Here is a 24,299-nt window from a genome sequence, read left to right on the forward strand (position 1 = left end):
ACTGTATACCCTCAAAAAGAAAACTTAAAAATTACCTTTTTTAATAAAAAGCATTATCTTTTACGATCAGTTATAACAAAGGGACTGCCTTGATTTAAGATTTTGACCACTAACCTTCAGCATTTCATCCTCTGCTTCATGTTTACATAAACCTATATAGATTCATGGTTGGGGTATGATGAAACATCCTCATTATAATTATTATAATGATAAGAAATAAGATAAAGGGATAAGGGACTAATCCATTGAAAATAATAGAAGAGGAAATAAAAGACAAACTGTTTAGAAAAAATTAATATTTGATTTATATCAGGTTTAGATTAATAGGTTACAATGATAGTATGATTAAAATAGGGGAGGGCCAACATGAAAAAGAAATGGCTTATGATAATAGCGATTGTGATATTATTAGGGGGAGGCATTTTTGCAAGAGGTATGGTAAGAAATAGAAACAGATTTGTAGAGGTTAGGACCAGTCAAGTAGCATTAGGCGATTTAAAAGCCTATTTGTCAACAACTGCAATTATAAAATCTCAAGATAGTAAGGAGTATTTTGGGCTGCAAGGGCGAGTTAAGGAGGTACATGTTAGCGTAGGGGATACTGTAGAAATTGGTGATGTATTGGTATCTTATGAAGTGCAGGATCTAACGACAACCCTTAGACAGGCAGAAATACAATACAGTAATGCAGTGCTTCAAAGACAAGAGCTAGTTAATCAGAACAAGCAAATTTTAGATAGAATTAGAGAATTAGAAGAAGAATTAAAAGAACTAGAAGCATCAGATAACCCTTTAGATTTAACCAGAATTGAAGGACTAAAACAACAGAAAAGTAGTTTGCAACCTATATCTCAAGAGCGGCTTAAACAAGCAGATAATGCTGTTGAATTGGCACAACTAACAGTAGCGTCCACAAAGGAAAAAATAAGCGAGAATAAGGATAAGATTGTCTCTGAAAATAGAGGGGTTGTGACAGATGTTACAGTGGTAGCAGGGGGAGCAAGCACCGGTGCACAACCGGCTGTTATTGTGCAGGACATTACAAATTTAAAGGCAGAGGCTTCTATTGGTCGATATGATGCTAACATTGTTGCGGTAGGACAACCTGCCATTATTAAGAATGGAAATGAAACTTATCAAGGAGAAGTGTCTTTTCTGCATCCCGTTGCCAGAAGATCTGTATCGGCAGGAGGTAACGAGACCCTATTAGCGATAGAAGTTGCTATCAAAGAAGAGGCTACAAATTTAAAAGTGGACTTTAGTGTAGATATAGATATTTTAGTAGGAGAAGCCAATCATGTTATTAAAATCCCTGCTGAAAGTATAAGAAGAGACAGAGATGGGCGTTATTATGTGTTTGTAGTAGAGGATCAAAAGGCTAGAGAAAGGGAAATTACCCTTGGTTTAGAGTCTGATATGGAAGCTGAGGTGATAGAAGGGCTTCAAGTAGGAGAATCCATCATCATAAACCCGAGGGCAACCTTAAGGGATGGTAGTCTAGTTACAGATGAAGCAGGGGGCAGAGGAAGATGATTGAAGTAAATAATTTAATTAAAACCTATAAATCGGGGGAAGAGAGCTTTAATGCCCTTGATGATATTAGTTTGAAAATAGATAAAGGAGAATTTACAGCAATTATGGGACCTTCAGGGTCGGGTAAATCTACCCTAATGAATGTTTTAGGGTGTCTAGATCGAGTCAATAGTGGAAAATATACCTTGAATCATAAAGATGTTTCTAATATGACCGATGGAGAATTAGCCACTATTAGGAACAAAGAAATTGGGTTTGTCTTTCAGGCCTTTAATCTACTGCCAAGAATGAATATTTTAGAAAATGTAGAGTTACCGATGACTTACTCAGGTGTTCCTTTTAAGACAAGAAGAGAAAGGGCAATGGAGGCATTAGAAAAGGTCGGTTTAAAGGACAGAGTGACCCATAGACCAAATGAAATATCTGGTGGGCAAAAACAAAGAGTAGCAATAGCAAGGGCGATAGTGAATAGACCTAATGTCATAATGGCCGACGAACCTACAGGTAATCTAGATTCTAAATCTTCAATTGAAATTATGAGGATTTTTCAACAGCTAAATGATGAGGGGGCAACAGTGATTATGGTAACCCATGAGCCAGAAATTGCTCAACATTGTAAAAGAATTGTTAGTTTTAGGGATGGAAAAATTGTTGAAGATATGCAAGTACAGAATAGGATTCTATTATAAGGAGGGATAGGATGAATTTTTTTGAAAATGTTAAAATGGCTTTAATCAGCATTAAATCAAACAAAATGAGATCCTTCCTTACCATGCTTGGAATCATTATTGGAATAAGTTCTGTCATTACAATTGTCTCCCTCGGACAAGGGGGACAAAGGGCCATTACTGGTGAGTTTGAAAAGATTGGTGCATCCACCATCAATATAAGGGTAGATGGAAGCGTCGCTCAAGCAGGTGACTATATCACTTTAGAAGATATAAGACAAATTGGGGAGCGGGTAGATACAGTTCAATATATTTCACCAACCCACCAGAGAAGAGGAATAGCTACTGTTGAGAATAAAAGTAGAACAGCTAGTATAAGTGGTGGAAGTCCAGAACTTTATTACATTAATAATGTAGAAATATTGTATGGTAGGTTCTTTAACGAACGGGAATATATAGAAGGAAGACCAGTAGTGCTGATCGATGTAGATTCAGCCATCTATTTATTTGGCTATGAGGATGTTGTGGGGAATAGTCTTTTAATAGGTAGCAGCTCTGCTCCTAAAAAAGCAACAATCATTGGAGTAACCCCCGGTATATCAATGCCCTTTGCAGGAGCCCACAGAAATATGCCTCTAATGGCCACAGTACCTATTACTTTTTTAAATAACCTTTATCCCGACAATTTTAGAATAGATGCCCTTTCATTAATGGCAACAACCCAAGCCGAAGGGGAAATTGCAGGAACTGGGGCGGTCAATGTACTAGAGGCAAGGCATAGTAATAGAGGGAGAGATGTATATCATGCAGAAAATGCTCTATCTCAACTGGAACAAATTAATACAGTGATTGGTATCTTTACAGCCTTTATAGGGGCCGTTGCAGCCATATCCCTTTTGGTGGGGGGAATAGGTGTAATGAATATTATGCTGGTATCTGTAACAGAAAGAACTAGAGAAATTGGAATAAGAAAGGCCATTGGTGCCACCACTAAGGATATTATGCTACAGTTCTTGATGGAATCAGCGATTATTTCTTTAATTGGAGGCTTAATAGGTATGACATTGGGAATTATCGGAGCTCAAATCATCGGTAGGTTTGCCGACTTTCCACCGGCCATATCCTTGTCATCAATAGTTGGTGCTATTGTATTTTCTTCTGCTGTTGGAATATTTTTCGGAATTTATCCAGCAAAGAAAGCAGCAGCCTTAAATCCTATAGATGCTTTACGTTATGAATAAGAAAGGGGGAGGGGCATGTCGATAAGAGACCGCCTAAGGGCATCCTACGCAGCTATGCTGATTATTCCCATCATTATATCTGTTTTAGCAGCTGGCTTTATATCAAGATACTTTATTACGGAGATTGAAGAAGCATATAATATCCAATTGAATCAAAGTCCTATTTTAGAATTTATGGACAAAAATTCCCTCTTAATTGATGAAATTAGCCGACTAAGGGAGATGAACCCAGAAGCCTTTAGAAATATAGGGTATCTAAAAAAAATAGATGCAGAGTTAAGTGAAATGAATACTGGAATTATTATTAGAAAAGATCATGAGGTAGTCTACCTATCAGAAATGCTAAAATCACTTGATTTAATAGATAAGCTTCCCCCTTTTGAAATGTTAGAAGAAAGGGATGGAAGAATTTTTGTGCAAGGACAACCATTTTTAGTCAGACAACAGGATTTTTACTTTGAGGATTCTTCTGAAGGAAGTTTGTTTTTAATAATTAATATGAGTTTAATTGTAGCTAATTTAAAGCGTTATATGTTAACTCTTTTTATTGTAATTATAGGGGTAATTATTATAACAAATGGGACTTTAACATTGCTAGTTTCCCGTAGTATATTAAAGCCCCTTAAGGTTTTAGAAGATGCAGCAAATCAAATTAAAGAGGGGAATCTAGACTTTCACATTAAAGGAAGTTCAAAAGATGAAATTGGCCAACTTAGTATTGCTTTTGAAGAAATGCGCCTCAAACTTAAAGAGTCAATTGGATTACAATTAGAATATGAGCGAAATAGAAATGAATTAATGTCTAATATCTCCCATGATTTAAAAACGCCGGTGACTGCCATTAAGGGTTATGTGGAAGGGATTATGGACGGAGTAGCAGACTCGCCAGAAAAACAAGAACGTTATATAAAAACCATCTATACCAAAGCAAATGATATGGATCGTCTAATTGACGAATTACTTCTATATTCTAAATTAGATATTAAAAGACTACCTTTTCATTTTGAAAATGTTAATATAGGGCAATTCTTACTTGATCTTACTGAAGAGTTACAGTTTGATCTAGAGTATAGAGGTGTAAAAATAGCCTTTAAAGGCCAGCAGGGGGAGCACCTGCGGGTTTTAGCTGATCGTGAGAAGATTAAAAGGGTAATTGGAAATATCGTAGAAAATGCAGTAAAGTACATGAACAAAGAAAATGGAGTAATTGATGTTTATTTAGAGAAAAAGGCTACTGGCAATATAATGGTGGAAATTAGGGATAATGGACAAGGGATTCCCGAAGAATATCTTCCTTTTATATTTGATCGTTTTTATAGAGTGGACCCATCAAGAAATATAAATACAGGTGGAAGTGGTCTTGGACTCGCTATAGCTAAGCGGATTATTCAAGAGCATGGGGGCGAAATATGGGCTAAAAGTGAAGTGGATCGTGGAACAAGTATTATATTCACACTAAAGGAATGGAAGGAAATAGACGGAGGTGAAATCAGTGAAGAGAATACTAATCATTGAAGATGAGGTGACAATTGCAGAGCTTCAAAGGGATTATTTAGAGATTAACGGATTTTCAGTAGATATTCAACAACAGGGAGACATCGGATTACAACAAGCAAAAAAAGAGAAATATGACTTAATAATACTAGACCTTATGTTACCCAGAATGGATGGGTTTGAAATTTGTAAGGAAATTCGTAAAGAACAGGACATACCAATCTTGATGATTTCAGCTAAAAAGGAAGATGTAGACAAAATAAGAGGTTTGGGATTGGGAGCCGATGACTATATTACAAAACCCTTTAGTCCAGGAGAATTAGTAGCAAGGGTTAAGGCCCATCTTGCTAGATATGAAAGGCTTTCAGGAAATAATAAAGGAGAAAAGGAAGAAATAAAGGTAAGGGGTTTGACCATAGATAAAAGTTCACGAAGAGTTTATATGAACGAAAAAGAAGTGACCTTAACTACAAAAGAATTTGACTTATTGACCTTTTTAGCTTCTAATCCTAATCGAGTTTATACAAAGGAAGAACTTTTTGATAAGGTTTGGGGAATGGATTCAATAGGAGATATTGCAACTGTTACGGTTCATATTAGAAAACTTAGGGAGAAAATTGAATTAGTGCCATCTAACCCGCAATATATCCATACAATTTGGGGTGTAGGCTATCGTTTTGAGATTTAAATAATATTTTTTCTATTTTGATTAACCAAACCCCCTTCATCAGCATAGAATGTATAGATATATTCTGATGAAGGGAAGGTGTAAATAATGAACTTTGTAAAGCATCCCGCTCAAATCATGACTAAAAGAATTGTTGCCCATAATTTGACGGTAAATTATCCTGCTGTAGTAGGACTTCCTAATCCATGGGTAGAACAAAAAATAAACTATCATATCTATGCTTTAGTCCATAAACTAATTGTGGATACAGGATATTTTCAATATCCAAGCACAACCGTTGATGGTTGGTATGAGATCAAGACCAATGAAAGAGGGATTTTAAGCTTAACAATTGCAGTATATCATTACCCATATCGAGCTGCCCATGGAACAACGGTGGTAAAGGGATTAACCTTTAATATCGAGACAGGCAAAAGCTATGACTTAAAGGATCTTTTTAAGCCCGATAGTGATTATGTAAAAGTAATATCAGAAAATGTTGCAGCCCAGATTAAACGAAGGGATATTCCATTGTTGGGGGATTTTCCAGGCATAGCTCCAGACCAAGATTACTACATAGCAGACAAATCTTTAGTGATTTTTTTCCAATTGTATGAAATTACCCCCTATGTATATGGTATTCCATTCTTCCCGATATCAGTTTATGATCTACAGGATATCATAAGAGAAGGTTCACCTTTAGATTTAATGGCAATTAATTACTAGTCATTGTTGGGTATTATGGAAATCCCTCAACTTATTAAAACCCCCTAAATTGATAATCAAAATCAATACAGGGGGTTTTCCTATTAAAACACTAAATTCAGCTTTAGTAATCGCTCCTTTAACTCATTTATAATTCTTTTTTCTTCTTCGATCCCATTGGCTTCAAAAGTTACCGACATTCTAATATATGGTTCGGGAGTATTCCAAGGAACAGTACATATAAAGGCTTTTTTTAATAAATACATACAAAACTCATCTGCACTATTGAAAATAACACCATCCTTTGTTCCTTTAGGGATAGGAAGATAACAATAAAAGGTAGCCTTGGGCTTATCAATTTGGAAGCCTACTTCTCTTAAAGCATCAATTAATAGATCAAATCGCCTGGAATATCTTGAACTGTTTTTTTCAGCTATTTCAGGATGATTTAAGGCGTATATGCCAGCTTTTTGAATAGCTCTAAACTGTCCAGAATCTGAATTAGCTTTAACTACACTAAAAATGCTGATTGCATCTGCATTACCTGCAATAAAGGCTAATCTCCAACCCGTCATGTTAAAGGCTTTTGATAAGGAATGGATTTCAACACCAACCTCCTTTGCGCCATCAATTGATAGGAAACTTAAAGGTCTTTCACCATCAAAGGTAATGGTTGAATAGGTAGAATCTGCGACAACAACGATGTTATTTTTATGGGCAAACTCTACAACTTTTTTATAGAAATCTTCTGTTGCCACTTGACTAGTAGGGTTATTTGGATAATTAATATAAAGTAATTTAGAACGATATAATATAACATTTGGGATGTTTGTAAAGTCAGGGTAAAAATTATTAGCCTTTGTTAGTGGAAGTTCATAAACTACGCCCCCTTGATATTTAGTGTGGGTGGCTATGATGGGGTAACTGGGGGCTGTTGTTAAAGTAATATCTCCAGGATTAATAAAACATAGGGGGAGCATAGACAAAATTGATTTTGCCCCTATTCCGTGTAATATTTCTTCTTGGGGATTAATATGATTAATGCCAAAAATACGATTAAGATAATGAGCAGCTGCCAATTGAAATTCTTTAATACCATTATCGGCATACCAGCGGTTTTCGGACTTTCCAGCTTCTTGGCAAAGGATTTCAACCATTTCTGAATCAGCTGGCAGGTCAGGTTCACCAATTCCCATATCAATTAATTTTGCATTGGGGTGTTTTTCTTTAATCTCTTCCTTTGCCTTTTTGATAATCATAAATTTATAGTCTTGCTTTGCTATGTCGAAACTTTGATCTCTAAATCGATCGGCTATTAAATCACTTATAAAACTCATAGGAAGACACTCCCTTCACATAAGATCGCAATACAATAGAAGCCCTATAAAATAGTTTATTCTAATGGGAATAAATGTGTTCATGGGAAAAAACTGAATATGATCAGATGGATAATTTAACATATAAATAATATGATAAAATAGGAGTATGAAAGATTAGTTATCGTAAGGAAATGCATAACTTCCCACTGGATGATTAGTTTTATATTGTATAAAAGGAATATAAATTCCGAGTTATGGTGCTATGTAATTTCCTCAAGTAGATGAAGGAGGTTGTTGGGATGATAAAAATAGATAATGATTGGAAGGAACTTCTTAAAGAGAACTTTAAGGGAGATCATTATATGAAGTTAAAGGCGAAACTTGATGAGGAGTGTTCGACCTATAAGGTATATCCTAGAAAAGAAGATATTTTTAATGCACTAGCTTTGACTTCTTATGACGATACAAAGGTGGTTATTTTAGGACAAGATCCTTATCATGGTGAGGGTCAAGCCCATGGCTTAAGTTTTTCAGTTAAGCCAGGCGTAAAAATTCCACCATCATTAAAAAATATATTTAAAGAATTAAATCATGATTTAGGCTATATTATTCCAGAACATGGTTATTTGGCAAAATGGGCAGAAGAAGGTGTTTTATTATTAAATACCATCCTTACAGTTCGAGAAGGACAGCCTAATTCCCATAAAAAAATTGGTTGGGAAGTTTTTACTGATAGCATTATTACATTATTAAATAATCGAGAAAAACCAGTTGTATTTATTTTATGGGGAAAAAATGCCCATGATAAAGAGGCGCTAATAACTTCTAATCATCATTATATTATAAAATCTCCTCATCCAAGCCCTTTGTCGGCAAATAGAGGTTTTTTTGGAAGTAGACCATTTTCTAAAGTAAATGAAATATTAAGGTCCTTAGGTGTTGGAGAAATTAACTGGAGAATAGAGTAAATGAAAAAGAATAAAATTCATATAGATGAACATACAATTTCCTACACAATAACGAAAAGTAATCGAAGAACGATAGGAATCTCTATTAGACTAAAGGATGGAGTGAGGATATTAGCTCCTCATTTTGCTACTAAAAAGCAAATAGAGGAAGTAGTAAGGAAGAATAGTCAGTGGATTATGAAAAAGTTGCAAGAAGTTGAGGTTACTGCCAAAAACCAGTTGATATATAAAGATGGCGAATTATTTCCTTACTTAGGAGAAAAATATAGATTAAATATCATAAAAAACATTGGCGGGAAGAAGAATTTAATAGAAATTAGTGATGATAAGATTCTATTGAAGCTGATTGATGAAAATGATGAGGAAGCAAATATTAAACAGGTAATAACAAGATGGTATAGAGAAGAAGCTGATAGCCTTTTAAAGGAAAGATTAGATCGTTTAAGTAAAGAAACAAACTTATATCCTTTGAGTGTTAGAATTAAAGAGCAAAAAAGTCGCTTTGGTAGCTGTAGTTCAAAGAAAAATATTAATTTAAATTGGAAATTGATTATGGCTCCTATCGAAATAATCGACTATGTCGTAGTTCATGAGCTATGTCATTTAAAAGAGATGAATCACTCCAAAAATTTCTGGAGCTTAGTAGCGTATTATATCCCTGATTATAATGAATTGAGGAAATGGTTAAAAGAAAATGGAGGATTTATAAAATTAGTCTAGAAGTAGTAATTGATTCTATGGAAAGGTAGGGATAAAGAGATGGCTGAAATTAAATATGATATTATTAGGCATATAGGAATTATAGGAGAGGGGAACAAGGGTTGGAAAAGAGAAATTAATATAATTAGTTGGAATAACAGAAAACCCAAAGTTGATATTAGGGACTGGGATGAGAAACATGAAAAAATGGGAAAGGGTATTACTTTAGGTAAAGAAGAAATGAAACTTTTAAAACAAATTTTAAATCATATAGAGGTTGATGATTTAGGAGTAGAATAAAAAGTATACGCAGTAAAGTAAGATACGTTTATTTTATGTGGAATAGTTGTAGTTTTTTTTGAATTTTGATTAAATAAACTAACATTTTAGTTAAAAAGTGATGTAAAATTGAGAAAATAAGCGATATGAAACACTAGAATTAATAAATATACACTTAAACAGTATATATATTATGGAGCTCTCTTGTATTATAGAGGGCTTTTATTAATGGATAATATCGTATAACAAATTAAAATATGTAAAATAATGACATAAAAGCCTTTGAAACAAGCTAAAAGAAGGAGATGAAATAGTGAATTGTTAAAAAAATAGCATATTTCCTTAGAATATTCAAAAAAAAAAATTATTTAGGTATGGATAAATATGTGAACTTATAATATAATTTAATTATGATTTGTTAAATTCCAAATTAACAGTAAATCTTATTTTTTTTTACATAAATCCATTTAATTCGACACGTATTAATGTAAAATCGATGTCGAAAAAATGAAGTTATTAAAGTAAAATGTTTTAGTCCACAAGAAACTTTAGGGGCTGAGGTTTTACGGGGGGGAATAAGGGATGGGTGTATTCAGTAATACAGAAGTAGAGAAAGTAGATTTAACCAAAAGATATAATCTAGTACAAACTATAGGGATCTATGCACTATTATCAATAGTTTGGATTATCTTCTCTGATAAGCTAATTGACTTAATTGTAAAGAATAATACTCAAGCTATAATTCTTCAAATAACTAAAGGAAGTGTTTTCGTAATTATTTCCGCCCTCCTAATGTATCACCTCATTAGTAAAAACATTGAAACCATCAACGTACTACAATATCAAGTTGACTCTTACGAAGAGCAATATAAGTTTGTAATTAATAATACCACCGATGGTCTGTGGGATTGGGATATAACCAATAATAAGGTAGTGTTGCCTGTTAAATGGAAGGAAAAATTAGGATATAACAGTCATGAATTACCTAATACGGTAAAAGGGTGGGAAAATGTAATTCATCCTGAAGATCGTAAATGGGTAAAAAATACAATTACATCCTATATTAATGGGAAAATTCCTGAATATAATGTTGAATATAGAGTTGTGATGAAAACTGGCGATATTATGTGGGTGCAAGATTGCGGTAAAGCAATTTGGGATCAGAAGGGAAAACCCATAAGAATATCTGGAACCCATACAGATATAACTAATCGTAAAATGGCAGAAGAAGCTTTACTGTATACGATAGAAGAAAACAATGTACTTTTAGCTAAGTCACAAGAACATGAACGCCTGCAAGCAGAGTTTTTCTCGAACATTTCCCATGAGTTTAAAACTCCTTTAAATGTTATTTTAGGTACAATTCAATTAATAGATTGTTATAAGCAAGATGACCTTAATGAATTAGATTTCAATCAAGTTGTTAAATGGATTCCCATGATGAAACAAAATTGTTTTCGTTTACTTAGATTAATTAATAATTTGCTAGATATATCAAAACTAGATGCAGATGCATTAAATATTAAATATAAAAATTATAATATTATATATATAATTGAAGAAATTACCCAATCAATAGCTGTACTGGCACAAAATAAAGGAATTAGTATAACCTTTGATACTGATGTAGAAGAGAAGATTATGGCTTGTGACATTAACATTATAGAGAGAATTATACTCAACTTACTTTCCAATGCAATTAAATATACGGAATCGGGAAAACATGTGTATGTTACGATTTTTGACCAAGATGATCATATCCTAATTTCGATTAAAGATACAGGTATTGGAATACCACAGGATAAGCTAGACACGATCTTTGATCGGTTTAGACAAATTGACGCTTCTTTACATAGAAAAGTTGAAGGTACCGGTATCGGATTATCTCTAGTAAAAAGCCTAATTGATAAGTTAAATGGACAGATTTGGGTACAGTCTAAGAAGGGAATCGGAAGTGAATTTTTAATAAAGCTTCCAGTAATCGTATTAGAAGAAGAGAGTATAGAATTAGATAGCCACGACTATACGAAAAATCTTGTTGAGAAAATTAATATCGAACTTTCTGATATTTATTCCTTATAAAAATATAAAGCCTTAAAATAACTCCCTTCTACCGAAATAGAAGGGAGTTTAGCTTATAATACATAGGAAATTAAGGTCTTTTAAAGGTTACAATCGTCATAATTTTCCGTAATGTATTTCAACACAAGCCTACCACTAAATCTTTCGTAGGAAGGCTTTGTTCTAATAGCCCTAATAATAGATCATATTATTCTTCATCGAGGACTAATTGTTGCTCATGATTAAAGAAAGTACGATATCCTAACTGAACAAATAAGATTACTGTTAAGGCAACACTTCCTACAATACCTAACATAATTGCTATTTGATATTCTATTGCTGTTATTGGAGAAATACCAGATAATATTTGACCAGTCATCATACCTGGTAAAAAAACGATTCCCATACCTACCATGGAATTAATTGTGGGTAAGATGGCAGAGTCAAAGGCATTATTAACGATGTCTCCAGCTGCAGCTTTAGGGGTTGCACCTAGCATCAATGAGGACTCCACTAAGTGACGTTGATCCTTCATTCCATCTACAAGTTTACTTACTCCGAGGGCTATACCTGTCATTGAATTACCGATAATCATACCAGCAATTGGCACAAAGTAACGAGGATCGTACCAAGGTCTTAACCCAATAACCACTAATAGAAAATAAAGTAAGCTTGTCATGGTTCCAATAAGCATTGATAAAGCAATGGTCTTTTTCAATTTTTGATTTAATTTAAATTTCATTCGTTTAAAAATGTTGAATATTGCAAAAATCTCCATAATTGCGATTGTAAGTATGGTATAGAAGGGGTTTATGTTGTCAAATAGGTACACTAAAACGTACCCTGTAGCAACTAACTGTAAAGACATCCTTACTGTTGCGATTAAAATTTCTTTTTCTCGTGGAATACCCTTTAGTCGAACAATAAATAATAATAAAAGAATGAAAATATAGGCAGAGAGCATTTGCCACATCTGAAGCTGAATCACTTGATCCATAAAGCACCTCCTATCGATTAACTATTTTTCCGTTTTTAATTTCAATGATAAAATCAGCAAACTGATTAGCAATTTTTTTTGAGTGAGTTACCATAATAAGGGATTTGTTATAGTTTTTACAGTGTTCTACTAGCTTCATAATAATTGTTTCTTCGGTTTCTTCATCTAGGGCTGAGGAGGGTTCATCCAGTAAAAATACTTCAGGGTCCATTAATAACACTCTTGCCAAAGCTAACCTTTGTTTTTCTCCCCCCGACAACTTATCTGAACTTTGATCTAAACTCTTTTGTAGATTAACCATCTGCAAGGCATTCAGTAGGTTTGGGTCGGAGGCCAAAGGCTTTTCAGAGAAGCGAAGTCCTATTAATAAATTGTCTCTTACAGTACCAGAATAAATAGCAGGAGCCTGAGGAAGCATAACAACTTTTCGGCGTAATTCAACTGAATCAATTTTCGATAGATGGGTACCTTCATATAAAATTGTACCTTCATCTGGACTAATAAGTTTGTTTAACAATCGAATTAATGTGGTTTTACCACTTCCACTTTCACCTATGATACAGGTAATCTGATTCTTAGGAATCCTTACATTTGTAATGTCTAAAATTGATTTGTATTTTAGATTATTAATTTGAAACATTCTTTTGCACCTCCTTTGATTTAATTATTCTTTTATTTCCTTGAATAATTCATAGGCCTTGGCTCTTGCATCTTCTAGAACCTCTGCTCCCATAGGTGTGATGGAGTAATATTTGCGAATTTTACCTTCATTAACTTTTTCATGCATTTTAAGAAGTTGATCAGATTCTAAACTGTGAAGAAGGGGGTAGAGGGTACCTGGACTAATTTCATAGCCGTGCTCTTTTAATTCTTCTATCATCCAACTTCCATAAAAAGGCTCTTTTGCAGCATGGTGGAGAATATGAATATGAATAAAGCCTAAAAACAATTTACGTAAAATCTTTTCTGACAATAGAATCACTTCCTTTGTTTTTTATAACGAATAGAAAAGTTCCACTTTAATTATTATTAAAATAAGAGAACTTTACGTAATGAGTTTCAATAAAGTCATCATATAAATCTTCCGAAGGAAGACTTTGTTCTAAGTTAAATAATTGAGGATATTTCATATTACCATAAATCTGAAATTTATTCGTCTAATGCAAAGGTGAAAGATGAATTTACTCAATTATTACTTTGCTTCCATTATTATTGATCTAGTTCAAATCAAGCTATTATTTTCAGTGTCGATTTATTGCTATCAATTTGCGTTATCGGATTTCGTTATTACTGATTTAAGTTTATCATAACCATAATTAGAGTGCAATATGAGTAAAGTATTTTAGCCTAAAATTTCCTAGTATGTTTAGATAGGTCAAGTTAAAAATAACACTGAGGTGATAATAATGATTAAGAAAGAATCAAGACGAGGACAAACTAAAAGAGGAAGAAGTTTAAGAGATATGAATGAGAACTTCTTTAACGCAATGAATTACGAACTAGCTGGAGAAATTGGTGCAATCGACAATGAGGATATGCTAAACAATAGAAAACTTCTTACAGGAAAGAATCAGAATAGAAGTAGAAGTCGGAAGGATAATGCTAGAAGATGATGTATGTATAATAGGATTTTAAAAAGGGATTTCTTTCGAGAAATCCCTTTTTAAATGATGATATTTACATAAGCATAAAAGTTATATATTTATCGAAAATTAAAGAAGCTTAAGATTGTGCAACAACTTTAAAGCGACCATTTAACATACCCATCCAACAGGTGAAGCCTAAATTCCCTTCTTTTTCAGGAGTAAATTCTATAATGTTATCTTCTCCTGCCTTGACGGAGGTCCCTATCTGTAATTCTGGTATGAAAATGGCATTATTACAACCATTAACCTGATCTCCACTAATAATCCACCTTACAGGTTTTCCTACTTCAATGATATAAGTGTTGGGGATATACCCTCTATTATTGGCAGAGGTTCGGATTACTTGAACCCCCTCTTCATCAATTTTAGGAAGTTGTCCATTAAAAGATTCAACAGTTTGGCCTGTAGAGAAAACTAAGCTTGTGAGGGGGGTTCCTTGAAGACTCATTCCCCTATTAACCATTATGAGACCCAACGCCATTACTAAAACACCACTAAATTTAAGGAGTTTGCGAGAGGTTCCACCACTTATCAAGGAGCTAATTGCTCCAAAGCTCAACATCAAAGGAACCGTTCCAAGGCTAAAAATAAGCATTGATAAAGCCCCTTGGGTAGCGCTACCAGTTCCTAAAGCATAAAGTTGCATTGTTTGTAAAGGTCCACAGGGCATCACTGCAGTAGCTAGTCCAATAAAAAAAGGGGCCTTGTTATTCTTAAATAGACCCTTCTTAATAAAGTCAGGTAGGGGCAGGGTAGGGATTTTAATAATTCTTCTTAGGAAACTAAAACTGTCCAATAGACTTAATCCCAATAGGAGCATCATTAAGCCGGCTAAGATAGTAATAGTACCTTGAAGTGAGAGGGAGAAGCTGATAACAGACCCTATAGCACCTACAACAGCTCCCACCAGTGTATACCCTAACATTCTACCCAGATTATATAGTACCGGTGCCTTGATGGTTTTCCAGTAGTTTTTTTCCTGACCTTCTTGAGAAAATGCAAGACTTTGAGAAACAACAATACCGCCACACATAGATAGACAATGGAGGGAGGTAAGGATGCCAACAATAAATAATAGGGGATAACTCATATCGTTTCTAACTTCTGGAATAAAGTTGAAACCGATGGTATTTTTAATTATTAAATAAAGCCCAAGTAAAGTAAAACCTAAAATCATAGTCCATTTATGGGGCATAGCTTCCTGATGAGAGTCATCTACTGTAGAAGCGTTTCTAGTTACCCCATAACCTAAAATTTCGAGGGTTTCTATAACTGTGTTAATTTCCTCTTCCTTAATTCTAGCCTCTAATAATTTAGTTTCAAAGGAAACCTTAAAATGAGTAATATTAAAAGACTCTAATTTTTTAGCAATTATTTTTTCGCAATTTTTACAATGCATACCTTCTATCTTTAAAGAGTAAAATCTAACTGTAGGCATTGAATTACCTCCATATATTTTTAATAAAATTATACATTTTTCACAGACCTCTATTTGATAAAATCCGATCTAGTCCCTTCGAAGTAAAATATCCAAGGCCAAAGGTCACGAGGGTTGGGAGGGTGACTACTAAGGGGTGCCTAATAAGTTCTCCAGAAGGCCCCCCTATGGTATAGGCTACCATAATAAAAGCTAAAGGAAGTTGAAGGGCAGGGAAAAGACCTGAGGCTATCCATATACTCCTTTTTGAGGCATATCCTTTAAAGATCAGTCGAATAACTACATCAGTTAAAAAACCACCTATTAAAGAAATTATCAACATCCATATAAAAAATACACTGAGTAGAGCACCTATCACAAGCCCCAACATTGTGACAGTACCAAATTTATCAATTTTTCTAGTAAGTAGAGTAACGCCACTACCATAAATAGGAGCTACCAAAAGGGCTCTTAAAGCAGGTAAAGGTAACATCTGCATTAAGGGTAGTAGTAGATAACCTAATACAAAGATAGAAGCTACGATTAAAGCCATCATCGATAGTTCCTTTAATTGAAATTTTCCCATGTTCAGTCTCCCTTCAATTCTTAATCTACTTACAGGATAAGTTAATGATTGCCTACTGTCAATAGAAGTAATTCCTTTACGCCTTCCCATCCTAATGATTCCACCTGTTGGCTAATTTTTTTGCCATCTTTAATCCATGTCATGTAGACCTGAATCAACTTAGTAAGCAAATCTTCTAATTCTTCAAGACTAGAAACTTCTATTAATTGTTGAGCAAGGTGGGGTCTTCTACCTAATCTTCCTCCAATGATAACTCGATAACCTTGTTCCTCTGAAGTAATGGAGCTGGTGGGACAACTATTAATGCATCTTCCGCAGTCAATACATGCTTCAAAGTGGATATTGGGTTCAGCATCAACCGTTATCAGTCCTTCAGGACATGATTTGACACATTGTTGACAACCAATACAATGACCTTCAGTAATAATAGGTCTAGCATAACCAACAACTCCGAGGTCTCTAATTTGGGGTTGAGAACAACTATTGGGACAACCACTAATGGCAGCTTTAAATTTTTTATGGTAGAGCATTGGGCCTTGATTCTGAGAGGCCATCAGATCTTCTAAGCCTACTTGCTTAATAATTTTAGATAAGGTTCTGATAACATTTTCATCTTCAAATAGAGTTAAAGGGCAACCCTTTAGTCCACCACAAGGTTTAATCTCTAAGTACTTTGTTTCAGTAATCCCATCTATTGATAAATCAATTTTACTTAGGTCTTCTAAATCTCTAATGCCCTTTGCTAATTCAATATCCTCAACATCTACATAGGTTTTACCTCTTGAAATTGCCATATCTTCAGCTTTTTTTTTAGCCATTTTTCTTATGAAAAAGGGGGCCTTTTTAACTCTTTCTTCTGCCTCCTTAGTCCATTCCATTTAACCCATCTCCTTATGCGTAACTATGAATACTTGGTAGTAGAGTATTGACACCGATGTATGTAAATAATACACATATAAAACCAATCACACTAAATATTGCAGCTCTTTTTCCACTCCAACCTTTAGTTAATCTTAAATGAAGATAGATTGCGTAGATAATCCATGTAATAAAAGACCAAGTTTCTTTTGGGTCCCAAGCCCAATATCTACCCCATGCTTGTTCAGCCCAGATGGCACCAGTAACCATTACAAGGGTAAGGAAAAGGAAGCCTAAAGCGATTGCTCTATAACTGATTAAATCAAGTCTTTCTAGGGAAGGCATATGTTTCTCCATAAATTTGTCTTTAGAGAATTTGTCCTTTAATAAGTACATAAAGGATACCCCGCAGGCAACCCCAAAGGCCCCATAGCCGATTACGGCAGTGCTAACATGAAGGGTAAGCCAATGACTTTGTAGGGCAGGCATTAAAGGACGAACATCCTTAGACTGCATTGCTGCATAGCCCATAATAATGAAGACGATAGGGGTTACAAAGGTTCCCATTGCCCTAAAGCTATATTTATGCTCAAATACCATAAAGCATAGGGCGATCCCCCAAGCAAAACTGGTAGCAAACTCATATTGGTTTGTTAAAGGTACTCTACCAGCACCAAAACCTCTAGCGACAATGGCGATAGTATGAAAGATAAAACCGATCTTAATTAAAAATGTAGCATATCTACCGTGGTTTTCGTTTTTAATAACGAAGAAAAGAAAGTATAAAACCATTGATGCAATATAAAGAGATATAGCAATGTTAAAGAAACTATTTTCTATTTGTAATAAATTCTCCATTATTAAGCCTCCGATTTCTTTTCTAAATAATTTTCTAATAATTTTTCTATTTGATTTTTATAATTTTCACGATCAACAGTGGTATCAGCCCAAATTACAGTTGTACCATCTTTTCTTTTGAAAGCCTTTAACTGTCTAGGGTGGAAGTAGAAGGCAAACATAATCCCATGAAGTAAGACTAAGCCCCCAACCTTAGCACCCCTATAACCAGGGTCGCTAACGATTTGAAGTAGGGTAAATTGACGGGGATTACCTATTGTAAAGGTGTATTCTTCATACTCTATTTTTTCTCCCATTCCCACTGCATTCATATCAACCCTTTGACCATCATAGAAAAGGGTGTATAGTAGCTTCGGGTTGTTAGGATATGGACTAACTGTTACGGGTCTTCCTATTGAATTATCATAATCTGGGAAGAAATTAACAAATTGGAGGGCGATCTTTCTGTTATCATCTACATGAACTTCACTTTGGTATAGGATTCGTTCAGCAATAACTTCACCATTTCTTTCTAAAGTTAGATCTAAAGCCCAACCGGTTCCATTTTGATAGATACTAAAGTTATCTCCCCTAAAGGGGTTATTCACCGATAATTCACCACCCTTAACGACGTTTCCTGTATCGGGGTCTAAAACTGTAATCTTACTGATATACTGCCTTACGGTATGGTCATCTCTAAATTGGATATCAAAATCATCTATTCTAATTTCATATGAAGTTTCTTCTACGCTTTCGGTAACGCCAGGTACTCCGTAGATATATGTATCAAAGCCTGCCACTTGACCAAACATATAGGCTAAAATAATAATTAATATACCTACATGGGTCAACCAAGAACCTAAAACACCAAATCGATTCTTATAGCCAAAATAATAAGTTCCTTCTTCTGTTTCTTGCTTTTTTACTCTAAAGAATCTCGCTTTTCTAAATAAGCCCTTCACATCTACATCGTTATGATATTCTTTTATTACTAGATAACTTTTTCTCTCTAACTCTGCTTTTATTTGTGGTGTTCCAATCATTCGTTTAAATAAAACTGGAAAACGAATGATACTGCATAGGGTTAGATTAAGGGAAAGAACCAACATCATGGTAATAAACCACCAAGAAGCATAAACATCATGGAGACTTAAAGTGGTAATTAGGGTATATGCAAAGGAACTGTATTCCCTTTCATAGAAAACAAGAGGGTTTTTTTGAGGAATAACTGTTCCTGCAATAGAAGTGATTCCAATAACTAATAATAAGATAATTCCAAATTTCATCGAATGAAGGGCTTTCCAAAATTCCTTTAAAATACTATCCTGATTCATCCTTTTCGCTCCTTTTTGAATAGAGGGGGCTAAAAATAGCCCCATATAAACTATATTTAATTACCTCTTAATAAAGCTAAACCTTCTTCAGCATACTGGCGGGCTGCATCAAGGGTTTCATGAGCAAGTTGAGAGTTATGGAAACCTGTACTGTTTTCTACGAATACAAAATCCCATCTCCATTGGGCTTTACGGTGGTAATCCCGGACTTGGTCTAAGAATTCCTCCGAATATGTACCGCTTTCAATTGCAATTGTAAGCTCTTCAATTAACTCAACAATTAAAGCACTCACTTCATTAGTCTTATCAGCTACACCCTTTTGAATATTTTCAACCCGTTCAATTAAATCTTGCGGATCTCCAGTATGACAACTCATACAAGATTGTTGTATTGTGTGAAGTGGACTAGTCCAATGGTGAGAATTAAAAATATCACCATCGTCATTTTCTGTTCTAGGCATATGACAGTCAACGCAACTCATACCTAAGTTACTGTGGACACTACCCATCATATAGGTCTCAAATTCTGGATGCTGTACCTTTAATAATGGTGTACCTGTAGTAGGGTGAATCCAGTCATAATAACCCTTATCATCGAAGTATTTCTCTATGCCATCTACTGAAATACCATTATCCCAAGGTAAGGTAACTTCTTTAGTTTCTGGGTCTAGATAGTATTCAACATGACATTGAGCACAAACCAGGTTGTTCATGCTAAACTCCATCTCCATTTTGTCTAGAGCTGTTTGAAGATGATCTCTCGTTAGAACTACTTCGCCTGGTGTATTGGTATGGCAGTCATAACAGCTGATGGGGCTGGTCACCTTTGCAGCCATTTCATCAAAATCCATAGCATAAAACTCTGTACCATACTCATTAACTAATGCAAGGTAATCTGGAGTTTTACAACTTAGACAGCTGGCACCTGGCTTTGGTCTAGATGTTTCGATGACATCCTCTAAAGAGTAGACATGGCCCCTAGCCCTAAGGTAATCTTTACTGAATCCCATACCATCATATAGAACTAAAAGGTCTGGATACTTTTCAAGATAGTCATAGGGTTCAGAGCCACCATAGGTGGTCTTAACCATCTCAGAATTTCTTAAGTAAGTGTTGTATTGGTCTGGATATTCCTCCTCCCATTCAGATGCGGCGATAATACCTTCACCAATAATAATGTCATCGTTTTCCTCTTGGGTAAGGGTAGGGCTAGCACAGGCCACAACAAAAAACACAAATGCCATTAGTAGAGTCAATAATTTTATATGCTTCATAATTTCACCTCCTTTCTAGTGAAATTATAGTAGAAAAAATAACAATGTTTCTGTGATTAAAATCACAATTGACCTAGTGTGATATTTATCACAGAAAATGATTGGTTTAATAGGGACTTCGGGAAATTTTGTATGAGGAGAGTTTTTCAGAAAAAAAGAGATTTTTAAATATAAAAGAGATTTTTAAATATAAAAGAGATTCTTAAATATAATGGAAAAGGTAAAAAAAAACAGTAGCAAACTTCTCGTATGGAAATTTACTACTGTATAGGGTTAGTATAATTATCTATTAATAATTTGTCTTAAAAAGCGTTTCGTTCGTTCTTCTTTAGGATTAGAAAAAATTTCAGAAGGTAGACCTTCTTCAACGATGATTCCTTCATCCATGAAAATAACTCGGTCTGCAACGTCTCGGGCAAAACTCATTTCATGGGTGACAATAATCATTGTCATGTTTTCTTCAGCTAGCTTACGAATAACCCCTAGAACCTCTCCCACTAATTCGGGGTCTAGGGCAGAGGTTGGTTCGTCAAATAAAATAACATGGGGATTTACTGCCATTGCCCTTGCAATAGCTACTCTTTGTTGCTGTCCGCCAGATAGCGTAGAAGGGTATTGATCTCTTTTATCCTTCAAACCAACCATATCTAAAAGAGATTCGCCTAACTGTATTGCTTTATCTTTAGGCATTTTCTTAACAATTAAAAGAGCCTCTATCACATTTTCTAAAGCTGTTTTATTTTTAAATAAATTATATCCTTGAAATACCATAGCAGTACCTCGACGTAAAGCTAAAATTTCTTTTTGTTTCACTTCTTGAGTATCTACCTGCATATTATTTAGGGATATGATTCCAGCATCAGGGCTTTCTAAATAGTTTAAACAACGCAGAAAAGTTGACTTACCAGAACCTGATGGGCCAATAATTACAACAACTTCTCCTTTCTTAACTTCAAGATTAATTCCCTTTAATACCTCTAACTTACCAAAACTTTTATAAAGATTTTTTGTGCTTATCATAGTATCACCCTTTAATATGCTTTATTTAGCTTAATCTCTATACGGTCTTGTAAAAATCCTATCGTAATGGAGATCCCCCAGTAAATTAGTAATGCAACAAGAAAGTTCTCAAAGAACTTATAGGTAGCAGCAGAAGACATTCTTGCTTGGGCCATCATTTCAGCTACCCCTAAAGTAAAGGCCAAAGAAGACTCTTTAATTAAACTAATAAAAGAATTAGCTAAAGAAGGTACAGCTACTCTTGTTGCTTGGGGAAGAATGACTCGTCTCATAGCTTGCATAGGAGTCATTCCAACCGACAGACAAGCTTCCATTTGTCCTTTTTCAACAGAACTGATAGCTCCACGTATTATTTCAGCCATGTAGGCAGCACTATGCAAACTCAATCCTAGTATTGCAGCAGTCATAGCGTTCATTTTTGCTAAAGAAGGTATAATTTGCGGTACACCGTAATAGAGCATAAAGAGTTGTACCAGTAGGGGAGTCCCTCTAAAAAAGGAAATATACACTCTTGTTAAGGTGCTTAAAACCCTTATTTTAAAGACACGGGTTAAAGCTAAACAAGTTGCAATAATTAAACCAAGGATCATAGCCGAAAAGGCTAGACCCAAGGTTAAGGGAGCAGTTCTTAGAATACGTGGAAAAACCTCTACCATATAGGCGTAATCAATATTATAAAAGTTCATTATTCATCACCATTTCTAGTTATCTGCTGGTTATATCTACAGAAAACCATTTATTTGAGATTTCATTTAAAGTTCCATCTGCCCTCATTTCAATAATTGCTTCACTAATTTTTTCAACTAAATCAGCATTCTCTTCATTATTAACAAATGGGAAAGAGTTTTCTAGGGGATGAACAGGGTCACCACCTAATTGAAGGTCTAGACCAGATTTTTCAATATTAATAATGGCAGCAAGTTTATCATTCATTACAGCATCAATTCTACCAATTGCAACATCTTGTAAAGAACCAATAAAGTCTTCGTAAGTGATAACGTCTATTTCATTATTTACATCGTAATTTCTAATTAACTCTTCATAGTTTGAACCTAAACTAACACCAATTTTTTTACCTTTTAAATCATCAAGGTTTTTGATGCTTTCGTCGCCTTCTCTTACGATCAACTGAGCTCCCGAAAATACATAAGGAGATGGGAATAGATATTTTTCTTTTCTTACATCTGTCATAGTAATTTGGTTAGAGATGGTATCAATTCGACCAGTATCTAACATACCAAATAGACCACTAAACTCTGATGCTTGAAATTCAACCTCGTAACCAATACGTTGACCAATTTCTCCCCAAACATCAATTTCAAAGCCATCTAAGTTACCCTCATTATTCATAAAAGTAAAGGGAGGGTATCCACCAGAAGTACCAATTCTAATAACTTTTGTATTATCGTCGGAATTATTTCCTACTGTATTAGTTGAATTTGAACGACAACCTACAAATACCATAATAACTAACATAATAATTGAAACAACTAAGACTGATTTCTTTTTAAGTAACATTAATAATCCTCCTTTTAATTCACAGTAAACTTATCGGAATACTTATGATTAATCTAATTCTATCACCCCCCATTAAGGCGGTCAATCATTTTTTTTCATAAAATAAATGATGTAATAAAATGAATTTTTTAAAAATACAAAAGTAGTTTCAATTTATTTTAATATAAGATGTTATAATAATTTTATTGAAGGATGATAGAATTAAATGATTGCTAACTTTAGATAAAATTGAGGTGTTTTAATGATGACTTATGATGTAAATGGGATAGTGACTAAAAATAAATTGGGGCGGGGGTGTAGTGGAATTGCTGTTATAAAAGATGATAAGATTTTAATAGGTTTAAGGAGCGATGGACAGGGCTGGTGCATTGCGGGAGGAAAGCAGGAGGCTTGGGAAACAAATGAAGAATGTGCTTATAGAGAACTGAGGGAAGAATTTGGACTCATTGCAAAGGAACTTCAGTATATAGGGACAGTAAAGTCTGTAGTTAAGGAAAAAGGACAGGTAATTTCTGTAGAACCATCAATATATGTATGTCGTAATTTCTATGGGGATTTAGTAATTAGTCGAAGGGAGTTTCTTGAATATCATTGGTGTAATTTAGACAGAGTATTAGAGGTAGAAAATCTATTTCCACCTAGTAAAGAAGCGATCAAACTTCTTCTAGCATATTTCAAAGAAGTTAATAACAGTTAAATAACATATTTATAATATATTAATAACATATTAATAACAAATTATTAACTTATTAATGATAATATGTAAATATATAACAAGCAATGGACTAATCTGTTGAGTTAATTTTATTTTGAAAAGAATCTGAGAAGTGTTAAATAACACTAACACTAAAATATGTAAAAAAACTTTACTATGATGGTGGTTTTTTGATGGAATATTATTTAAATGTAGGCTACGACCCTGTTAGAACTTAAATCTTATGATTACACTTATATTAGAAGTAGTGAATTTAGTGAATGGTTGATGAGTGTAAAGCAGATCGTTGATATTTAATAACTATGGAATAGGATGTACTCCATATAATAAATATTATATGAAAAAGTAAAAAATATGCATAAAAAAATGTTGCAATTTAATGAATTTTTTGATAAAGTTTACTTGTAAATGGTTTTGTTATTAACAATAAAGCATTTTGGGTTAATATTACGTATAGTAATTT

25 protein-coding genes are annotated in these 24,299 nt (G+C 34.2%); 12 read left to right on the top strand and 13 right to left on the bottom strand.

What is annotated here, in order from left to right:
- The first annotated feature begins 366 nt into the window (after positions 1-366).
- The 6 genes from T335_RS0104825 (at position 367) to T335_RS0104850 (ending at position 6,329) form a co-directional block, all read left to right on the top strand.
- Positions 367-1,533, top strand: coding sequence for an efflux RND transporter periplasmic adaptor subunit (locus T335_RS0104825; RefSeq protein WP_026476528.1), 1,167 nt, complete (start codon positions 367-369; stop codon positions 1,531-1,533).
- Positions 1,530-2,222 carry an ABC transporter ATP-binding protein gene (locus T335_RS0104830; protein ID WP_026476529.1) on the top strand — a complete coding sequence of 231 codons (693 nt, stop codon included), beginning with the start codon at positions 1,530-1,532 and terminating at the stop codon, positions 2,220-2,222. The genes T335_RS0104825 and T335_RS0104830 overlap by 4 nt, the downstream gene beginning before the upstream one ends.
- An 11-nt stretch (positions 2,223-2,233) precedes the next feature.
- Positions 2,234-3,442 (top strand): ABC transporter permease, encoded by a 1,209-nt coding sequence (locus T335_RS0104835; protein WP_026476530.1) that lies wholly within the window; start codon positions 2,234-2,236, stop codon positions 3,440-3,442.
- Between the two features lie 15 nt (positions 3,443-3,457).
- On the top strand, positions 3,458-4,957 hold the full coding sequence (locus T335_RS0104840; protein WP_026476531.1) for a sensor histidine kinase: 1,500 nt from the start codon (positions 3,458-3,460) through the stop codon (positions 4,955-4,957).
- Entirely contained in the window at positions 4,935-5,624 is a 690-nt protein-coding gene (locus T335_RS0104845; protein WP_026476532.1) for a response regulator transcription factor, read from the top strand. Before T335_RS0104840 ends, T335_RS0104845 begins: the two co-directional genes overlap by 23 nt.
- Positions 5,625-5,711: 87 nt before the next feature.
- Entirely contained in the window at positions 5,712-6,329 is a 618-nt protein-coding gene (locus T335_RS0104850; RefSeq protein WP_026476533.1) for a DUF3298 and DUF4163 domain-containing protein, read from the top strand.
- Positions 6,330-6,412: 83 nt separating this feature from the next.
- Here T335_RS0104850 and T335_RS0104855 read toward each other — a convergent pair whose 3' ends face one another.
- Positions 6,413-7,645 carry an LL-diaminopimelate aminotransferase gene (locus tag T335_RS0104855; protein WP_026476534.1) on the bottom strand — a complete coding sequence of 411 codons (1,233 nt, stop codon included), beginning with the start codon at positions 7,643-7,645 and terminating at the stop codon, positions 6,413-6,415.
- A 281-nt stretch (positions 7,646-7,926) separates the two neighbouring features.
- On the opposite strand from T335_RS0104855, the gene T335_RS0104860 reads away from it, so the two are divergent.
- The 4 genes from T335_RS0104860 (at position 7,927) to T335_RS0104875 (ending at position 11,655) form a co-directional block, all read left to right on the top strand.
- The gene (locus T335_RS0104860) at positions 7,927-8,595 is read left to right on the top strand and encodes a uracil-DNA glycosylase (RefSeq protein ID WP_156943630.1); all 669 of its coding nucleotides are present in this window, start codon (positions 7,927-7,929) and stop codon (positions 8,593-8,595) included.
- Positions 8,596-9,315: a M48 family metallopeptidase gene (locus T335_RS0104865; protein ID WP_026476536.1), complete on the top strand. Its 720-nt coding sequence runs from the start codon at positions 8,596-8,598 to the stop codon at positions 9,313-9,315.
- Positions 9,316-9,354: 39 nt separating this feature from the next.
- Positions 9,355-9,594 (top strand): YdbC family protein, encoded by a 240-nt coding sequence (locus tag T335_RS0104870; RefSeq protein ID WP_026476537.1) that lies wholly within the window; start codon positions 9,355-9,357, stop codon positions 9,592-9,594.
- Between the two features lie 561 nt (positions 9,595-10,155).
- Complete coding sequence (locus tag T335_RS0104875) at positions 10,156-11,655, top strand: PAS domain-containing sensor histidine kinase (protein WP_026476538.1); 1,500 nt, start codon at positions 10,156-10,158, stop codon at positions 11,653-11,655.
- A 187-nt stretch (positions 11,656-11,842) separates the two neighbouring features.
- On the opposite strand, the gene T335_RS0104880 is transcribed toward T335_RS0104875, so the two are convergent.
- From T335_RS0104880 to T335_RS0104890, 3 genes are read right to left on the bottom strand one after another with little or no spacing between them, the layout of a single operon-like run.
- On the bottom strand, positions 11,843-12,631 hold the full coding sequence (locus T335_RS0104880) for an ABC transporter permease (protein ID WP_026476539.1): 789 nt from the start codon (positions 12,629-12,631) through the stop codon (positions 11,843-11,845).
- A 10-nt stretch (positions 12,632-12,641) separates the two neighbouring features.
- A complete protein-coding gene (locus T335_RS0104885) occupies positions 12,642-13,271 on the bottom strand; it encodes an ABC transporter ATP-binding protein (RefSeq protein ID WP_026476540.1) in 630 nt (209 codons plus the stop codon).
- A gap of 24 nt (positions 13,272-13,295) precedes the next feature.
- Entirely contained in the window at positions 13,296-13,604 is a 309-nt protein-coding gene (locus T335_RS0104890) for a PadR family transcriptional regulator (RefSeq protein ID WP_026476541.1), read from the bottom strand.
- Positions 13,605-14,037: 433 nt separating this feature from the next.
- Here T335_RS0104890 and T335_RS0104895 point away from each other — a divergent pair, with 433 nt between their 5' ends.
- Complete coding sequence (locus T335_RS0104895; RefSeq protein ID WP_026476542.1) at positions 14,038-14,244, top strand: hypothetical protein; 207 nt, start codon at positions 14,038-14,040, stop codon at positions 14,242-14,244.
- 109 nt (positions 14,245-14,353) lie between these two features.
- On the opposite strand, the gene T335_RS19895 is transcribed toward T335_RS0104895, so the two are convergent.
- From T335_RS19895 to T335_RS0104940, 9 genes are all read right to left on the bottom strand, one after another.
- On the bottom strand, positions 14,354-15,715 hold the full coding sequence (locus tag T335_RS19895) for an urease accessory protein UreH domain-containing protein (protein ID WP_034327753.1): 1,362 nt from the start codon (positions 15,713-15,715) through the stop codon (positions 14,354-14,356).
- A 40-nt stretch (positions 15,716-15,755) separates the two neighbouring features.
- Positions 15,756-16,370, bottom strand: a complete 615-nt coding sequence (locus tag T335_RS0104905; RefSeq protein ID WP_026476543.1) for an MptD family putative ECF transporter S component — start codon at positions 16,368-16,370, stop codon at positions 15,756-15,758.
- Positions 16,322-17,158 (bottom strand): 4Fe-4S binding protein, encoded by an 837-nt coding sequence (locus T335_RS0104910; RefSeq protein WP_026476544.1) that lies wholly within the window; start codon positions 17,156-17,158, stop codon positions 16,322-16,324. The genes T335_RS0104905 and T335_RS0104910 overlap by 49 nt, the downstream gene beginning before the upstream one ends.
- A 13-nt stretch (positions 17,159-17,171) precedes the next feature.
- A complete protein-coding gene (gene ccsB / locus T335_RS0104915; protein ID WP_034327755.1) occupies positions 17,172-17,996 on the bottom strand; it encodes a c-type cytochrome biogenesis protein CcsB in 825 nt (274 codons plus the stop codon).
- A gap of 2 nt (positions 17,997-17,998) precedes the next feature.
- Entirely contained in the window at positions 17,999-19,309 is a 1,311-nt protein-coding gene (resB, locus tag T335_RS0104920) for a cytochrome c biogenesis protein ResB (protein ID WP_026476546.1), read from the bottom strand.
- A gap of 56 nt (positions 19,310-19,365) precedes the next feature.
- On the bottom strand, positions 19,366-20,583 hold the full coding sequence (locus tag T335_RS0104925) for an ammonia-forming cytochrome c nitrite reductase subunit c552 (RefSeq protein ID WP_026476547.1): 1,218 nt from the start codon (positions 20,581-20,583) through the stop codon (positions 19,366-19,368).
- A 282-nt stretch (positions 20,584-20,865) separates the two neighbouring features.
- Positions 20,866-21,603 carry an amino acid ABC transporter ATP-binding protein gene (locus T335_RS0104930; RefSeq protein ID WP_026476548.1) on the bottom strand — a complete coding sequence of 246 codons (738 nt, stop codon included), beginning with the start codon at positions 21,601-21,603 and terminating at the stop codon, positions 20,866-20,868.
- Positions 21,604-21,614: 11 nt separating this feature from the next.
- Positions 21,615-22,289: an amino acid ABC transporter permease gene (locus T335_RS0104935; protein ID WP_034327758.1), complete on the bottom strand. Its 675-nt coding sequence runs from the start codon at positions 22,287-22,289 to the stop codon at positions 21,615-21,617.
- Between the two features lie 19 nt (positions 22,290-22,308).
- Positions 22,309-23,121, bottom strand: a complete 813-nt coding sequence (locus tag T335_RS0104940) for an amino acid ABC transporter substrate-binding protein (protein ID WP_026476550.1) — start codon at positions 23,119-23,121, stop codon at positions 22,309-22,311.
- A 244-nt stretch (positions 23,122-23,365) separates the two neighbouring features.
- On the opposite strand from T335_RS0104940, the gene T335_RS0104945 reads away from it, so the two are divergent.
- Positions 23,366-23,818, top strand: coding sequence for an NUDIX domain-containing protein (locus T335_RS0104945; RefSeq protein ID WP_026476551.1), 453 nt, complete (start codon positions 23,366-23,368; stop codon positions 23,816-23,818).
- Positions 23,819-24,299 lie beyond the last annotated feature (481 nt).

Origin of the sequence: Alkaliphilus transvaalensis ATCC 700919 (assembly GCF_000621485.1) — a bacterium.
Lineage (GTDB): Bacteria > Bacillota > Clostridia > Peptostreptococcales > Natronincolaceae > Alkaliphilus > Alkaliphilus transvaalensis.

Excerpts from the sequence above, each read along its gene's own strand:
- T335_RS19895 (WP_034327753.1), bottom strand. The coding sequence starts at position 15,715 with ATGCCTACAGTTAGATTTTACTCTTTAAAGATAGAAGGTATGCATTGT.
- T335_RS0104850 (WP_026476533.1), top strand. The coding sequence starts at position 5,712 with ATGAACTTTGTAAAGCATCCCGCTCAAATCATGACTAAAAGAATTGTT.
- T335_RS0104885 (WP_026476540.1), bottom strand. The coding sequence starts at position 13,271 with ATGTTTCAAATTAATAATCTAAAATACAAATCAATTTTAGACATTACA.
- T335_RS0104860 (WP_156943630.1), top strand. The coding sequence starts at position 7,927 with ATGATAAAAATAGATAATGATTGGAAGGAACTTCTTAAAGAGAACTTT.
- T335_RS0104935 (WP_034327758.1), bottom strand. The coding sequence starts at position 22,289 with ATGAACTTTTATAATATTGATTACGCCTATATGGTAGAGGTTTTTCCA.
- T335_RS0104830 (WP_026476529.1), top strand. The coding sequence starts at position 1,530 with ATGATTGAAGTAAATAATTTAATTAAAACCTATAAATCGGGGGAAGAG.
- ccsB (WP_034327755.1), bottom strand. The coding sequence starts at position 17,996 with ATGGAGAATTTATTACAAATAGAAAATAGTTTCTTTAACATTGCTATA.
- T335_RS0104870 (WP_026476537.1), top strand. The coding sequence starts at position 9,355 with ATGGCTGAAATTAAATATGATATTATTAGGCATATAGGAATTATAGGA.
- T335_RS0104855 (WP_026476534.1), bottom strand. The coding sequence starts at position 7,645 with ATGAGTTTTATAAGTGATTTAATAGCCGATCGATTTAGAGATCAAAGT.
- T335_RS0104880 (WP_026476539.1), bottom strand. The coding sequence starts at position 12,631 with ATGGATCAAGTGATTCAGCTTCAGATGTGGCAAATGCTCTCTGCCTAT.
- T335_RS0104925 (WP_026476547.1), bottom strand. The coding sequence starts at position 20,583 with ATGAAGCATATAAAATTATTGACTCTACTAATGGCATTTGTGTTTTTT.
- resB (WP_026476546.1), bottom strand. The coding sequence starts at position 19,309 with ATGAATCAGGATAGTATTTTAAAGGAATTTTGGAAAGCCCTTCATTCG.
- T335_RS0104905 (WP_026476543.1), bottom strand. The coding sequence starts at position 16,370 with ATGGGAAGGCGTAAAGGAATTACTTCTATTGACAGTAGGCAATCATTA.
- T335_RS0104930 (WP_026476548.1), bottom strand. The coding sequence starts at position 21,603 with ATGATAAGCACAAAAAATCTTTATAAAAGTTTTGGTAAGTTAGAGGTA.
- T335_RS0104840 (WP_026476531.1), top strand. The coding sequence starts at position 3,458 with ATGTCGATAAGAGACCGCCTAAGGGCATCCTACGCAGCTATGCTGATT.
- T335_RS0104865 (WP_026476536.1), top strand. The coding sequence starts at position 8,596 with ATGAAAAAGAATAAAATTCATATAGATGAACATACAATTTCCTACACA.
- T335_RS0104835 (WP_026476530.1), top strand. The coding sequence starts at position 2,234 with ATGAATTTTTTTGAAAATGTTAAAATGGCTTTAATCAGCATTAAATCA.
- T335_RS0104910 (WP_026476544.1), bottom strand. The coding sequence starts at position 17,158 with ATGGAATGGACTAAGGAGGCAGAAGAAAGAGTTAAAAAGGCCCCCTTT.
- T335_RS0104825 (WP_026476528.1), top strand. The coding sequence starts at position 367 with ATGAAAAAGAAATGGCTTATGATAATAGCGATTGTGATATTATTAGGG.
- T335_RS0104940 (WP_026476550.1), bottom strand. The coding sequence starts at position 23,121 with ATGTTACTTAAAAAGAAATCAGTCTTAGTTGTTTCAATTATTATGTTA.
- T335_RS0104945 (WP_026476551.1), top strand. The coding sequence starts at position 23,366 with ATGACTTATGATGTAAATGGGATAGTGACTAAAAATAAATTGGGGCGG.
- T335_RS0104875 (WP_026476538.1), top strand. The coding sequence starts at position 10,156 with ATGGGTGTATTCAGTAATACAGAAGTAGAGAAAGTAGATTTAACCAAA.
- T335_RS0104895 (WP_026476542.1), top strand. The coding sequence starts at position 14,038 with ATGATTAAGAAAGAATCAAGACGAGGACAAACTAAAAGAGGAAGAAGT.